The organism is Sulfidibacter corallicola (assembly GCF_017498545.1).
Taxonomy (GTDB): Bacteria; Acidobacteriota; Holophagae; order Acanthopleuribacterales; family Acanthopleuribacteraceae; genus Sulfidibacter; species Sulfidibacter corallicola.
Window position 1 is genome coordinate 3,121,610 of the sequence record NZ_CP071793.1, and the last position, 14,353, is coordinate 3,135,962.

Annotated in this window: 11 protein-coding genes; 4 read left to right on the forward strand and 7 right to left on the reverse strand. The window is 60.5% G+C overall.

Annotation, left to right across the window (positions count from 1 at the left end):
• The first annotated feature begins 136 nt into the window (after positions 1–136).
• Positions 137–1,882, forward strand: coding sequence for a rhodanese-like domain-containing protein (locus J3U87_RS08795; RefSeq protein WP_237382669.1), 1,746 nt, complete (start codon positions 137–139; stop codon positions 1,880–1,882).
• 40 nt (positions 1,883–1,922) lie between these two features.
• Here the strand turns inward: J3U87_RS08795 and J3U87_RS08800 are convergent, their stop codons facing one another.
• The 7 genes from J3U87_RS08800 to J3U87_RS08830 all read right to left on the reverse strand — a co-directional run bounded on the left by J3U87_RS08800 (position 1,923) and on the right by J3U87_RS08830 (position 9,488).
• Positions 1,923–2,378, reverse strand: coding sequence for an acyl-CoA thioesterase (locus J3U87_RS08800; RefSeq protein WP_237382670.1), 456 nt, complete (start codon positions 2,376–2,378; stop codon positions 1,923–1,925).
• A gap of 206 nt (positions 2,379–2,584) precedes the next feature.
• Positions 2,585–3,469, reverse strand: a complete 885-nt coding sequence (locus J3U87_RS08805) for a 6-bladed beta-propeller (protein ID WP_237382671.1) — start codon at positions 3,467–3,469, stop codon at positions 2,585–2,587.
• A 161-nt stretch (positions 3,470–3,630) separates the two neighbouring features.
• Positions 3,631–4,080 (reverse strand): NAD(P)H-dependent oxidoreductase subunit E, encoded by a 450-nt coding sequence (locus J3U87_RS08810; RefSeq protein ID WP_237382672.1) that lies wholly within the window; start codon positions 4,078–4,080, stop codon positions 3,631–3,633.
• Positions 4,081–4,103: 23 nt separating this feature from the next.
• Positions 4,104–5,585: an NADH-ubiquinone oxidoreductase-F iron-sulfur binding region domain-containing protein gene (locus J3U87_RS08815; RefSeq protein ID WP_237382673.1), complete on the reverse strand. Its 1,482-nt coding sequence runs from the start codon at positions 5,583–5,585 to the stop codon at positions 4,104–4,106.
• Between the two features lie 464 nt (positions 5,586–6,049).
• A complete protein-coding gene (locus tag J3U87_RS08820) occupies positions 6,050–6,187 on the reverse strand; it encodes a hypothetical protein (protein WP_237382674.1) in 138 nt (45 codons plus the stop codon).
• Positions 6,188–6,321: 134 nt separating this feature from the next.
• Positions 6,322–7,743: a radical SAM protein gene (locus tag J3U87_RS08825; protein WP_237382675.1), complete on the reverse strand. Its 1,422-nt coding sequence runs from the start codon at positions 7,741–7,743 to the stop codon at positions 6,322–6,324.
• Positions 7,744–7,775: 32 nt separating this feature from the next.
• Positions 7,776–9,488 carry an ABC transporter ATP-binding protein gene (locus tag J3U87_RS08830; RefSeq protein ID WP_237382676.1) on the reverse strand — a complete coding sequence of 571 codons (1,713 nt, stop codon included), beginning with the start codon at positions 9,486–9,488 and terminating at the stop codon, positions 7,776–7,778.
• A 596-nt stretch (positions 9,489–10,084) separates the two neighbouring features.
• Between J3U87_RS08830 and J3U87_RS08835 the strand changes: the two genes are divergently transcribed.
• The 3 genes from J3U87_RS08835 to pbpC all read left to right on the forward strand — a co-directional run bounded on the left by J3U87_RS08835 (position 10,085) and on the right by pbpC (position 14,179).
• A complete protein-coding gene (locus J3U87_RS08835) occupies positions 10,085–11,200 on the forward strand; it encodes a potassium channel family protein (RefSeq protein ID WP_237382677.1) in 1,116 nt (371 codons plus the stop codon).
• A gap of 39 nt (positions 11,201–11,239) precedes the next feature.
• On the forward strand, positions 11,240–11,629 hold the full coding sequence (locus J3U87_RS08840; protein ID WP_237382678.1) for an MmcQ/YjbR family DNA-binding protein: 390 nt from the start codon (positions 11,240–11,242) through the stop codon (positions 11,627–11,629).
• A 114-nt stretch (positions 11,630–11,743) separates the two neighbouring features.
• Positions 11,744–14,179: a penicillin-binding protein 1C gene (gene pbpC, locus J3U87_RS08845; protein ID WP_237382679.1), complete on the forward strand. Its 2,436-nt coding sequence runs from the start codon at positions 11,744–11,746 to the stop codon at positions 14,177–14,179.
• Positions 14,180–14,353 lie beyond the last annotated feature (174 nt).

Genomic DNA, 14,353 nt, shown 5'->3' on the forward strand with positions numbered 1-14,353 from the left:
GTTGTGGCCGTGTTTCCCTAAGCGCCACTCGTCAAGAGCCTTGGTCCTCGGCGGCCGATCCTCGCCGACACCCACCGACCGGTGGTTTCCCATCCCAGTGGTTCCCACTCGCCATCCCCTCCAAGGAGTTGTGCCCATGCGCCTCTCGGTACCCGCCCAAATCGTCGTGCTCCTCTCTCTCGCGCTCATTCTGGGAATAGCCAACAATTTCAGACCCAAGGCGCAGATCGAATGGCTTCGCGATTGGCCCGATTACGCCGCGGTCGCCCCCAAGGCCGAAACGGCCGATCAGGCCCAGCCCGGTACGTCCGACGCTGCCACGACATCCGACGAGGCCGATCAGGGACAAAGCGAGCCGAGCGACGTATCGCCGGCAGCGGCCCTTGCCGAGGGCGATCCCGGTGAAGTCGCCGATTTCGTCACCGCCAACAGCGGCATCACCGACATCGGCATCGAACGCGCGGCCCAAATCTACCGGCACGCGGCGGATTTCACCTTCTGGATCGATGCACGGTCACCGGAACTTTTTGAAAAAGGGCACATCGACAACGCCCACCTGCTCTACCTCTATGAGAAGCACGATTACATGGACGCGATTCTCGCCGAAATCGAAGCCAGTCAGCCGGTCGCCCTGGTGGTCTACTGCAAGGGCAAGGAATGCACCGACTCGCACCACCTGGCGCAAGATCTGGAAGCGAACGGATTCGCCAACATTTTCGTCTACAAAGACGGTTACGACGATTGGTACAAGGCCGGTCTGCCCGTGACGGGAACCGACGTCTCCGTGACGGCCAACACCGAAACGGCCGAGACCGATACCAACGAAGGCTCCGTCGAGGGCGATCCTTCCGAGGTTGCGGATTTCGTGACCAGTCACGTGGGCATCAGCGACATCGACCTTCTGCGGGCACGGCAGATCTACGAGTTCGCCGGCGACTTCACGCTGTGGATCGACGCGCGCTCCGGCGAACTGTTCGACAAGGGCCACATCAAGGGCGCGCAGTTGCTGCACCTGTACGAGAAGCACGATTACATGCCGCAGGTCATGGCCGTCATCGAAGAGAAACAACCGGTGGCACTGGTCGTGTACTGCAAGGGCAAGGAGTGCACGGATTCCCATCACTTGGCCGAGGATCTTCAGGCCCAGGGTTACGAGAACATCTTCGTCTACAAGGACGGCTTCGACGACTGGTACAAGGCCGGTTACCCGATCGTGGGCACGCTGGCCGAAGCACCCGCCACCGGCGAGGGCGGCACCGCCACCGGCGAGGGCGGCACCGCCACCGCCCAGGCCGAACGCCCTCCGCTGGAAACCGAAAAGCCCCCCGGCATGTACCTCGAACACGTGGTGCGCGACATGGTGCCCTTCGTTCTCGGCCTGCTGCTCCTGGTTTTCTGGAAACCCTCGCGCCAATCACCGGCGGCCCTGTGGGGCTCGTGCCTGATGGTGGGCGCCTTCTTCATTTGGGCGGCCTACCCCAAGATCGCCAACCCGTTCCTCTTCGCCAAGGACATTTGGAACTACGACCTGGCCCCGGCCTTCATGATCAACATCTCCGCGCTCTGGCTGCCGATGATCGAACTGTTGGCGGCGCTGGCCGTGATGACCGGCATCCTGCGCCGCGGCGGCGGCCTGGTCATCAGCGGGCTGCTGGTGATCTTCATCGTGGCGGTGAGTGCCAACGTCTTGCGTGGCCACGAGTTCAATTGCGGCTGCACCTCGACGGCCACCATGTTCACGGATACCTATCTGCCCGGTTGGAACGACAAATACACGCTGATCCTGCGCGACATCGGCCTGTTGGCCATGTCCTGGCTGGCCTTTCGTGCCCGCGACGTCGAGCCGGCACGGGCGGTGGAAGCGGAATCCCTCGCGGCCTGATCCCGAGCCGCCGACCCCGCTTCCCAAGGGGGGCGGAGTCTCAGTTCCCGGGAATTTCCAAAAAGTCGTCCGTGCGCTGCATCTGTCCCAGAACTTTCACCAAATCGCTCGGCGGGACCGTCAGTTTGCGAGCGCGCAGGTCCATCCAGGCACCGGTGGTCACCACCACGGCCAACCGCTCGCCCTCGTCGTTGGAGAATTCGTTGCGCATTTGAAAACGCGAGTAGTCCTTGCTGACGGCGGCCATGCGCAGGTTCACGTGGTAGACGGCCAGCATCCGGCTTTCCTTGAAATACAGGATCTCGTCCTTGAACACGACCGGGCCGATTCGGAGCCGCTCGAATTCGCGCGGGGTGAACCCGTGGTCGTGCAGGAAACTCATGCGAACGTGGCCGGCGCGGTCGAGATAGGCGGTGTTGCGCATATGGCCGTTGAAGTCGATGTCGCGCCATTCGACCTGATAGCTACGACGGTAGATTTGCGGCGTGGGGGGCATGTTCGGAACTCCTGAGCTGCGTGCGGTTCATTGGGGAAAGCGGGGTGCTCCCGATCATACCGCTCCGGGCGAAGGCAGGTGGAGCCTTTTTTCTTTTCGGCGCAGCTCGTGTCCCGACAAATCCCGTCCGAAGGAAAAGCCGTTCCAAACGGTCAGTCGGGTCGCGAACCCCATGGATGGTTGGGGATTCCATGCCAGGCCGCCGCTTAAAACGATTTGCCGGTACTCAGATCCAAACGGTGAATCACCCACGCTTCTTCGGTCTCGTGGGGCACGTAGACGGTGCGGCCATCGGCCGAAACCGCGAGGTCCCTGGTACCCGAGAACAGGCCGGGTAGCTTGGCCACCACTTTGCCCTTCAAATTCATGCGAACCAGCTCCAAAGGGAGGTCGCCATCCTCGCCGGCCCGCTCCTTGGCCCGAACCAACAGAACTTCATCCGAAGGCAGCGGAACCATCGCGGTACACAGTTGATCGACCACGACTTTCATTTGAAAGGAGGTACTTCCGTCCGGCTGCTTTTCGCTGACCATGTCGGCCTTGGGCTCGCGAGGTTCGAATCCGGGGGCGTAGCGCGAAACCCGTTCCTTGCCATCGCGATAGATCACCATTTCGTTTTCCACCTTTCCAAAAAAGATCAATCGGTCTCCCGACCAGGCCAGGGCGCCCTGGTTGAGGAAGGCGGTCAACAGCGGATTCTCGTGCGTTTTGGCTTTGCCGAAGACCCGTAACCGCGATCCCTCGAGGTCATAGATCGCGAACCGTGTCGCCACTTTCTCGGTTGGATCGAACGAGATACTGGAGCCACCCGACTTCGTCAGGAGGAACCGATCGGCCGGCAGGACCAACATATCGCCGACAGCCTGATTGGTGATCTTGACCACCCCCGAGGATCGACCCTCGACATCAAACAGCGAAATCTGGCGACGTCCGCTATCCGCGATGGCCAGTCGCCCGTCGGAAAGCAGTCCCAGGGAGGTGGGTTCCAGGAGCTCGCCAGGACCTTGCCCCTTTTGGCCGAAGGAGCGGATGAGTTCCCCCTTTTCGCTGTATATCCACACTTTACAGGCATCGCTGTCAAGGATGTACAAGTTATTCCGACGATCGACTTGAAGGGATTGAGGATTCCAGAATTCCTCGTTCGTCACAAAGGGTGCATCCGAAAAGAGTAGGGAGAAAAACAAGCCGACCGTCAACATAATTACTCCTTAGTCACGATCATGGATGGGTCCGACACGCGTCGCGAGAAGCACTAAACCGCAAATGGCTTGGCCGAAGCCTGGGACCAGTCCCCTTGTCGGACCAATTGAACGAGACGTCCATCCGCCAGTCGCGCGACCGGTGCCGCGTAACAATGACCCAGGCACGGGGACGGTGCCCACGCCACCTGTTCCCGCGGTAATACGGGGTGGGTCGACGACGCCTCGAGAATGTCACGACCACCGTGCAAATAACAAGTCAATCCCACACAGACACGCGGCCTGTCGGTAAGATCCGCTGCTCGATCCTGAACCGCGACCACCTGTCGAACTCGCGTGACCGGCAGGTCACAGCACCGTGCGATGTCTTCCACCATCGTATCCGGTACTTGCCCACGATTCCAGGCCCGAAGCGCATGAAGGACTTCGAGCAATGCCGATTGGGGCTTGGAAAAGCCGGCGACCAATCGATCGAGCCGTTGAATTTGTTCGGATCGTTCCATGTTCTCTCCCCTTTCGCCGGCGTTCATTCGCGAAGCTCGCCGGGCTCGGTTTGTGCGGCAATCGGACGACGCTCCAGAAACTCCAGGCCCTCGATCCGCGGTTCATGATGACCATAGGCTTCGAAATCGGCCCGAAACGCCTGGAGATTGCGCTGCACGACCTCACCGGCGGCGCGACTGAATCGGCAGTCGCCGCGGTATTTGAAGAACTCGCAAAAGTCGTCGATCTTGGTCAGGCCTTTACTCATGTCGGTGTAGCTGACCCCTCTCACCGGCATGTCACTGGATCGGTTCACCGAGCGCATCGATTTCGGACTCTCGACGGCGCTCGCCACATCGATCGATTTCTCATCGAGCCGATCCAGGTTGTAGAGCATCGTGACCACGCGGCGGGTGCCATCGAAACACGGGGCGCATTTTCCACAGGACGCATCTTGAAAGACCTCGGCCAGGCGAGTGGTCAATTGCACCGTATCGTGCGCATCGGAAAATGCGATCACCGTCCCCGAGCCGATGTCGCTGCCGACGGCTCGAAGCGCCTCGAAATCCAGGGAGACATCGAACATCTCGGCGGTCAATACGGGCGAGCTCACACCGCCGGGGTGGATACCGCGTAACCGGACCCCATCCTCCGGGCCGCCTCCATGTTCTTCGATCAGGGTGCGCAGGGGCGTACCCAGAGGCAACTCGTACAGACCGGGGCGAACGATATCCCCACTGAGACAGAACACCATGGTCCCCGGTGCATCTTGGGAGCCCAACGCCCGAAAAGCCGCGGCGCCCTCCCGGTTGATCAGTGCCGCCTGGAGCAGGGTTTCGAGATTGTTGACGATCGTGGGCTTGCCGAACAGGCCCGCTCGAGTGGGTCGGGCGGGCTGGCGACGGGGTTGCCCCGGACGCCCTTCCAACTGCTCGAGAAGCGCCGTTTCCTCACCATCCAGGAACCGGCCGGCCGTGCGAACCACGTGGATTTCAAGCGCGCGATCGGTTTGGAAAATGCCGGGACCCAAATACCCGGCGGCACGCGCCTGTGAAACCGCCGCTTTCAACAACTCGGCCTCGGCCATCAATTCGGATGGCAGACACAGGAACGCTTCCGTGACGCCAGCCGCCAGAGCGGCGTGCATCATGGCCTCGATGACGAGATGGGGGCTGGTTGACAGAAGGGTTCGCGTCTTGAAATCACCCGCCTGTCCCGTATTCGCATTGCAGACCAAAAACTTGGTCTCGACTTCTTTCTGGGCGACCAACCACCATTTGTGACCGGTCGGAAAACCGCCCCCGGCACGTCCCCGCAAACCGGCGTCTTCCAAACGACGAATCGCAAGATGGCCGCCTCCTCGTTCCAACAGGGGGCGAATCGGATGATAGCCACCCCTTTCCAGAAAACCCGACAAGGTGGGCGTACGAAACGCTTCGAGCATCTCCAACAGGGGTCCTCGATGTATGTGAAAGGGCACCTTCTCGATTTCAATCGAAACCAGGCCCATTGAATGTGCCGCCATTCCTGCCTCCAAATAGCACGGGAGTGCCGCTCATCGGTGTGCGATCGACGACCGATCGGACCTCCCATCTCCACGACCCGATCTCGGGCACGAGGAAACCAACCATGGTGGGGGGTCGATCCATCGATCGCGACACCACCCTCCATGGAATCATTTGCGTCCGTGGGGAAATGTGAAAGAATGGGCCTCGAGAAGCGATCGGCCCATTCTTCCCGGATGGAAGCTATCAAGGGTCGCATCGTGCGGATGTCCAGGGTGAGACGACGGGGTTGACCATCGCCAAATGAAACCATCCCCCAGTCTCCCCAAGCGACATGGGAGCCACAACCTCGCCACGACGTTTCGATTCGCGAAAGCACGTGACGCTCAGGTCATCGCCCCAATGGCCCGCCCTTTGGCGACCACCCGACACCTTCCTGTCACCCATCGAAACGAACGCGTCCGTCTACGATGGGGTCGGTCATTTACGGACGGCCGTCATTGCCGCCGCCGGTGCCGCCACCGCCGCCACCGCCGCTGCCGTTTTCACAGCCGCAACCGCAACCACAAGAGCCACCGGGGCCGGGAGTACCCGGCGCGCCAAAAGCAACAGGTTGAAACATGGCTTACCTCCTTTCTAAAAATAGGGGAGCATCCACCATGGTGGACGTCCCGTGGAACCAACTGGAGAACCTCGAATCGGAGCGCACCCACACGGCGCCCCGTTCCGAGGCCAGAGGCTCGAAGTGAGTGGCGATCATTTGCAAATCGGCACGCCACTCGAGCCCCATAATTTGTTTAGGGCAAAATTTTCCAGATACTTACAGTAAATTTCGTTATGTGCATCGAAGGTTCGATAAACGTTGTACGCCGTGGCGCGACACCCTCCATTGCACAGGTACTTCAAGTCACAGTGGCGACACACCGAGAGATCGTCCACCTTCTGGCCGCGAACCTGAACCATGACGTCGGCGGAAGCGAAAATGTCCCCCACGTCGGACTCCCGTACGTTGCCGCACTTGAACTCGTCGTAATGCAACGATTGGCAGGGATACACCTCACCGGCCGGGTCGATACTGATCTCACCGTGCCCGACCCCGCAGTGATTGCGCGCGCCCACACCACGCCCGGGGCCCTCCGAATGGCCCTGTTTCTCGCGAAAGGTGCGCACGTACTCCGTCGTTCTTCTCTGCGCATCCTCGAACAGGCCGAGGTTGGGGATTTGCGAAATACTCAGTTCCTGGTGATCGCCCGCCTGAAAGAGGATCGGGGCCAAACCGTTGGCGCCCAATTCTTCCAGGCAGAATTCCCATACATCGGGCATGGTGTGCACATTGTCGCTGGTCCACACGGGGACCATCGCGATATAGGGCCGATCCCTGCCCAGCCGCCGTTTGGCCTCGGCCAGGAGCTTGGTTCCGCGGACCATCGGGGCGAAGGTCTTGCGGCCGCGATACTTCTCGTGGCGTTCCTGGGTATGCCCATCCAGGCTGATGGTCACGCCATCCGTATAGGTGGCCAGGATCTCGGCCATCGCCTCGTCGATCTTGGTGCCGTTGGTCAGTACTTCCAGGTTGATGTCCGCGCTGAGGGAGCGGGCATATCTGAGCAGTGTGACGAAATCCTTGCGCAACAAAGGTTCACCGCCGGTGAAGAGAATCCGTCGGGTGCCCAGTTCCACCAGCCGGGCGATGAGCCGCTTCATCTCTTCGGTGTTCATCACGGGATCCACCAAACCCTTCTTGGCCAAACGAATCTTGGTGGTCCGATCGTCTTTGTTGTAACAATAGGAACAGGCCAGGTTGCACTTGTTGGTCAGGTGGAGGTAGACATCGCGCGCAAAGTCGAGCTGCGTGAACGCCGCTCGATCCGCGGGCACATATTCGTTGCGGTGAAGAAAACCCTCGGCCACCAGGTTGTCCACGAACATCCGCACCCCGGATGCGGCTTGGTCGCGGGCGATCGAGAACTTGTCCATGACCCGTTGGATCACCCGCGGCACGGTCAGGTATTGCTGGAATTGTTCGATCAGGAACCGTCCCGATTCATTCACGCGGACCCAAACGAAATTGCACGGATCGAAATAGAGGTACCATTCGTCCTTTTGCCAGCGGCGCACGCGCGGCGACACGAACACACGGTCCATCGTCGTTTGGTCGATTTCGACTGTACCCGTCATGGTCGAACTCCTAATTGAGGTTGGACTCCGACTCAGCCCGCAAGAGCCTGCGTCGGTGAAATGGCGTGTTGAATCTCGTATTGTTGATGGAACAGCCTGGCATAGGGCCCCTGGCGTTTCAGCAGCTCCCGATGGCTCCCTTGTTCCACGATGACACCCGCTTCCAGCACCACGACGCGGTCGGCAGCCAGCAAGGAAGACAAACGATGTGCGACGATGATGGTGGTTCGACCCTTCATCAGAACGGCCAGACTTTTTTGGATGGCGGATTCCGATTCCGAGTCCACGGCGGACACCGCTTCGTCGAGAATCAGGATCTTCGGATTCTTGAGGAACATGCGCGCCAAGGCCAAGCGTTGGCACTGCCCTCCGGAGAGGCGAGCGCCGCGTTCGCCGACCCTGGTGCGATATCCGTCTTGAAGATGCACGATGAATTCGTGAGCGTGCGCCATCCGACAGGCCTCATGGACCTCGGCATCCGTCGCGTCGAGCCGACCGAAACGAACGTTCTCGAGAATCGAATCATTGAACAGTTGCACCTGCTGATCGACGATACCCACGTGGCTCCGGAGGAGATCCAGTCGTAAACCCGCCACCGAATGGCCGCCGATCTGCACTCCACCCGACCAGGGCTCTTCGAAGCGTACCAGCAGTTGCATCAAGGTGCTTTTGCCCTCGCCGGTCTTTCCGACCAGCGCCACCTTTTCCCCTTCACCGATATCGAGATTGACACCCTTCAACACCGGGGTCGCCGCATCGTAACCGAATCGCAGTTCCCGAATGCGAATGTCACCCCCCATCGCGTTGGGAGAGGCTCCGGTCGTGAACGGGTCTTCGGCCTCGGCCAACAACTCGTAGATTCGTTGAATGGAAGAAGCCGATTGTTGGATGCTCAAATTGGTCGAGACCAACCCACTGATGGGCGAGAAGACGAAATTCATCACGGACATGATTCCGAAGACCTCTCCCACCGACATCCTACCCATGAGCGTCAGGTAAGCCCCGAACCCGAGAATCAGGGCACCGGCCAACCCGGCCAGAAACTGGGTGCCACTGCTGCAGAAAATCCCTTCCCGGTTCGTTTTCAGGTAGATGTCGTGCAGCCCCGCCAAGGCACCATGGATGCGTCGATCTTGGTGAGGTTCGCGCCCGAATCCCTTGATCATGCGAATCGCCGCGAAGCTTTCGGCCACGCGCGCCGATGTCTGGGCCTGTTTTTCCTGCATCGTCATGGCGAGCGATCGCATTTTTTCATTGCCGTAATAGTGGAGGTAGCCGTAAGGCAGGGCACACAACATGACGATGATCGCCAGCTCCCAGCGCAGGTAGAGAATCAGGCCAATGCCCACCGCCAGGGTCACCAGGCTGACCATGAGCGACACCATGCTGCCGATGAGAACCCCCTCGACGGACCGGGCATCGCTCATGATTCGAGACTGAAGATAGGTGGCGTGCTGGGCCGCGAAAAAGCGCATCGGCAGTCGATGGACCCTGGCCACCAGGGCCTTCTCGACGTCAAAAATAATGCTTTCGCGAATATTAAGCGTCAAGTAATCCCCGAGAAGCGCGAGAAAACTGCGAACCAAGACAAATCCCACAAGTAGTGCCACCAAAATCGGAAGTGCCTGCGAGGCCTCGCCGGAAACGGCCTGGTCGACAATGTGAATGGAAATCAGGGGATAGGGTATTTGAAGCAGGACGGCGGAGAAGAGCAGGGCGGCCGCGAGCAGACACTTTCGTCGCAAGGGAAACAGGAATTCCCTGAGAAATCGAAGAATGAGGGCAGAAGGTTGATGCGGCGTGGTCATGGCGCTTCTCGATTGAATATTGTTGATATCTCAGTTTGCACACATTGAAGTATATCAATTTGACCATGTCAACCATTTTTCCTCAACAATCGTCATTTTCTTGATTTAAGCAAGTTATCTATTCGTTAGCCATCGTCAATATCCCGAAAATGTGGTTTTCCAACCCAGAACCGAAAACCACATTCCGGAGAATATCCAATCCTTTTATCCACCTTTTCAACGAGGCCCATCTTTCTGGCCGCTCGCCTCACAGCCACCTGATACACCCCTGTCAGACACCGTTCTTCCAAGGGTTGCCTTCCCCCCGCAAGGCGGCGCATTCCATGCCGGTACCACCGTAATTCGAGGCGGGTTCGGTTGAAGTATCCGGTCGCATCGCCCCAACGCCCACCGGGGGTCCCGGGGTCCGAGACGCGGTCCCCACATCCCCATGTCGCTCCCCGAACCAGGTGGTCGTCCAGTCTCGCTGGGACGACAATCGACTACCATCCATCGGCCGATTCTGGTAGGTTGGGCGAGGAGGCGCTACGTCCATGATCACCAGGAAGTTACCCAGATGGCTGAACCGGATTCGCCGACCCATCCTGGCCTACTTCCGCATGCCTGGCTCGTTGGGTTTCGGCCTCCTGCTGCTGACCTTCCTCGTCATCTTCGCCGGTTCGGTCCTCGATCTGAAATTGACCTACGTACACCCCGAGACCGGCAAGGGCCTGGATTGGATCGGCGCCCTCTACACCGTCTTCATGTTGTTGGTCTTCGAGTCCCCCCTTCCCCTGCCCCAGTCGCCGATCACCCGGCTGGCCTTTTTCCTGGTGCCGATCTCGGGTTTTCTGGTCCTCGGACAAGGGGTTTTCCGGCTGGGGAACACGATGTTGAAAAGAGATCTCTGGGAAAAGGTCATGGCTTCCACCTACTCCGAACACACGATCGTTTGCGGCCTCGGCAAAATCAGCATACGCGTGATTCAACGCATCCTCGACCTGCGCCACGAGGTGGTGGTGATCGAGAACAACCGCGACAACCAGTACCTCGAACAGCTTCGACGGCTGCGCGTCCCGGTGATCTTCGGCGATGCGCACCGCCCCGATACCCTGGAAAGCGCGAACATCAGGGCGGCCGAGGCGATCGTACCCTGTACCAGCGACGACATGACCAACCTGAGCATCGCCTTGGAAGCGCGCCGCATGGTGCCCGGCATGAAAGTGGTGCTGCGCATGGCCGACACCCGTCTGGCCGAAAACGTGCGCAGCGGCTTCGACATCCACACCGCGTTCAGCATTCCCGAAATCGCCGCGCCGGCCTTCGCCGCCGCATCCACCCAGGCCCCGCTCGACCACGCGATCGCCTTCGACGAGGGCAATCGGCGCAACCTGATCACCATCACCAAGTTCAACCTGGTCCCGGAATCGATCCTGGTGGGTTATACCGTCGGCCAACTGGAAGACCAGTTCGAGGTAGCGGTCATCGCGCTCAGCCGAAAGGGCGAATTCCTGCTCCATCCCCGCGACGACGTCCTACTCCTGGCCGGTTGCCGGTTCGTCGTCTCGGCTTCGATCGAGACCCTCAACCAGTTGGCACGGCTCACGCCCCCCGCGCGCGAATACGACCACTACCTGAAGGGCACGTGGAAAATAAGCGACCAAATATAGGCCGGGTGCGTCGACACCCGATCCCCCGAGGAGTAACTCTTGACACTCGAAGAGATTCGCGAATTTTGCGCCGGTCTGCCCGGCTCCACCGAAGATATCAAGTGGGAATGCAACCTGGTGTTCAGCGCCGTGGACAAGATGTACGCGGTCGTTGACGTGAAGAAGGGAAGCACCTTGGATCACGTCATTCCGGCCGATCCGGACAGTCCTCCCGCCATCTCCTTCAAAACCCTGCCGGAAATGTTTCCTTCGCTCTGCGAGCGGGAAGGCATCGCTCCCGCCCCCTACCTGGCGCGCAATTCGTGGGTGCTGGCCAAACCCAACGATGCCCTGCCGGCCCCGCAACTGCGCGACTTCATCCGGCTCTCCCACAAATTCGCGTTTCAGAAATTGACCAAAAAGAAGCAGCGAGAAATCTTGGGTGAATGAAACGGGCCGATTTGCGCATCGGTTCCCATATGGCTTCCATTCGCGTCGGCGGATTTCGCTTATATAGTGTATAGAAGCGTTTCACGTCGCGATCGACGGTGTCCGAGGTCGTCCATGCCGTTCCGTGTCCCATTACCTTCCCCGGTTTCCGGGATTCGCCGCTGCCGGAACCATCCGCGCAAGATCGCGGCGCTGGTCGTTCTTTTGTTGGCAGGCCTGGTGTGGTTCTACCAGGCACTGCCCGATCCCTTGTTCGACGATCCAACCGCCACCGTCATCGAAGACCGCGACGGCCGCCTGCTCGCGGCCCGAATCGCGGCCGATCAGCAATGGCGTTTTCCGGCCCGCGATCGGGTTCCCGATAAATTCTCGCGGGCCCTGATTTGTTTCGAAGACAAACGCTTCCATCGCCATCCGGGTGTGGATCCACTGGCCCTGGTTCGCGCAATCGTCCAAAACCTGCGGGCGGGTCGGGTGGAGAGCGGCGCGAGCACCTTGACCATGCAGGTCATCCGCCTTTCCCGAAAGGGCCAACCGCGCACGTTGTGGGAAAAAGCGGTCGAGGCCACGCTGGCCCTGCGCTTGGAATGTTCGGCCCACAAGGACCGCATTTTGGCGTTGTATGCCGGCCACGCGCCCTTCGGCGGCAACGTGGTCGGTCTGGACGCGGCCGCCTGGCGCTATTTCGGACGCCGGGCGGACAACCTCTCCTGGGCCGAGGCCGCGACATTGGCCGTGCTGCCCAACAATCCGGCCCTCATTCATCCGGGCCGCAACCGCGATCGCTTGCGGGCCAAACGCGACCGCCTGCTGCATCGGCTTCACGAGACGGGCGCCTTCGATGCGCTCACCCTGGAACTGGCCAAAGCCGAGGGACTTCCCCCCGCTCCCTTCCCGCTCCCGATGCAGGCCTCGCACCTGCTGCATCGCGTCCACGCCGAGTACCCCCGCGGCAAACGGGTGCGTACCACGCTGGACGGCAAACTACAGGGCCAGGCCATCGAGATCCTGGCCCGGTTCCACCGAAGGCTGGTCACCAATGGGGTGCACAACGGCGCGGCCCTGGTGCTGGACAACCGCACCGGACGAGTTCTGGCTTACGTGGGCAACACCAACCGCCAAGATACCCTGGTCGGCGACGGTGAAGATCACGGCCACGCGGTCGATATCGTACCGGCCGCACGCAGTACCGGCAGCCTGCTCAAACCCTTTCTGTTCGCCACGGCGCTGGACGAAGGCCTGATTCTCCCCCAGAGTTTGCTTCCGGACATCCCCACCAATTACGGCAGCTACCAACCCCAAAATTTCGATCACGCCTATCGAGGCGCCGTTCCGGCCGATCTGGCCCTGGCCCGTTCGCTCAACATTCCGGCCGTACGCCTACAGGAGCGCCTGGGTACGGTTCGCTTGCACCACCAACTGAAACGCATGGGCTTGACCCACCTGACCCGGGCACCTTCCCACTACGGGTTGGCCCTGATCCTGGGCGGCGCCGAAAGCAGCATGTGGGAACTGGCCGGCCGCTACGCGGGCCTCGCGCGCACGCTGAACAGCTACGGGGCGTCCGGAACCTATCGCGCCGACGATTTCGCGCCGCCCGAAATCGAGGTGGTGCAAGCCGAACCCGAGTTGGAGGGATCATCGGCCCGAGCGCCGTATCTGAGCGCGGGCGCCATCTGGCACACGCTGGAAGCCCTGACGAAGGTCGATCGACCCGATAGCCAGGGATTGTGGCAGTATTTCACTTCCGCCCGCCGCATCGCGTGGAAAACCGGAACCAGCTTCGGGTTCCGCGACGCCTGGGCCATCGGCGTCACGCCCGACCACACGGTGGCGGTGTGGGTGGGGAACGCGGACGGCGAGGGCCGACCCGGCCTGACGGGCGTCACCACCGCCGCCCCGATCATGTTCGAATTGTTCGCCAAACTGCCGCGCGGACAGCACTGGTTTTCCCGTCCGGATGGCGACCTGAACCCGGTGGCGGTCTGTGTTCAATCGGGTGATCGGGCCGGCATGCACTGCCCGGAAACCCGCGAACGCCAGGTACCTCGGGCTGGCCTTCGCGTGCGGGCCTGTCGCTACCATCAATTGGTGCATCTCGATGCCGAGGGTCGCTATCGCGTACACGGCGACTGCGCCTCCCCAAGCGACATGCAGCACCGTGCCTGGTTCGTCCTGCCACCCGGGCAGGAATGGTTCTTCAAGCGCCACAATCCGTCCTACCGGGTGTTGCCGCCCTTCCACGAGCGCTGTAAAAGCGGGGTCACGGAACGGAAAAACGCCATGGAGCTGATCTACCCGCGCGAGACGACCAAGATCTACATTCCGCGTGAGCTGGACGGGCAACTCGGCAAGGCGGTGTTCGAAGTGGCCCATCGCCACCCCGACACGCGCATCTTCTGGCACCTGGACGATCGGTTCCTGGGCATGACCCATCACTTCCACCAAATGGCGCTACAACCCAAAAAGGGGAAACATCGCCTGGTATTGGTGGACGAAGCCGGCGAACGGCTGGAGCGATCGTTCGAAGTCACCAGCGACCACCACTGAGTCAAGCCGCGAACCCCGGAGTTCCCGCATGCAGAGAGAGGCGTCGTGGTAGTAGGTTGGCCCGCCGGGCCGACGCGTCGGAGTACGTGACTCCCATGATTCAGGAAATAAAAGAGCGAAGCGTCTTGCGTTGCCAGCCACGTGTTCATCGAAGAACCAATCTACGAGAAGCCC

Bases quoted from the DNA above. Each gene is read 5' to 3' on its own strand.
- pbpC (WP_237382679.1), top strand. From the start codon at position 11,744: ATGCCGTTCCGTGTCCCATTACCTTCCCCGGTTTCCGGGATTCGCCGC.
- J3U87_RS08835 (WP_237382677.1), top strand. From the start codon at position 10,085: ATGATCACCAGGAAGTTACCCAGATGGCTGAACCGGATTCGCCGACCC.
- J3U87_RS08820 (WP_237382674.1), bottom strand. From the start codon at position 6,187: ATGTTTCAACCTGTTGCTTTTGGCGCGCCGGGTACTCCCGGCCCCGGT.
- J3U87_RS08810 (WP_237382672.1), bottom strand. From the start codon at position 4,080: ATGGAACGATCCGAACAAATTCAACGGCTCGATCGATTGGTCGCCGGC.
- J3U87_RS08825 (WP_237382675.1), bottom strand. From the start codon at position 7,743: ATGACGGGTACAGTCGAAATCGACCAAACGACGATGGACCGTGTGTTC.
- J3U87_RS08795 (WP_237382669.1), top strand. From the start codon at position 137: ATGCGCCTCTCGGTACCCGCCCAAATCGTCGTGCTCCTCTCTCTCGCG.
- J3U87_RS08800 (WP_237382670.1), bottom strand. From the start codon at position 2,378: ATGCCCCCCACGCCGCAAATCTACCGTCGTAGCTATCAGGTCGAATGG.
- J3U87_RS08815 (WP_237382673.1), bottom strand. From the start codon at position 5,585: ATGGCGGCACATTCAATGGGCCTGGTTTCGATTGAAATCGAGAAGGTG.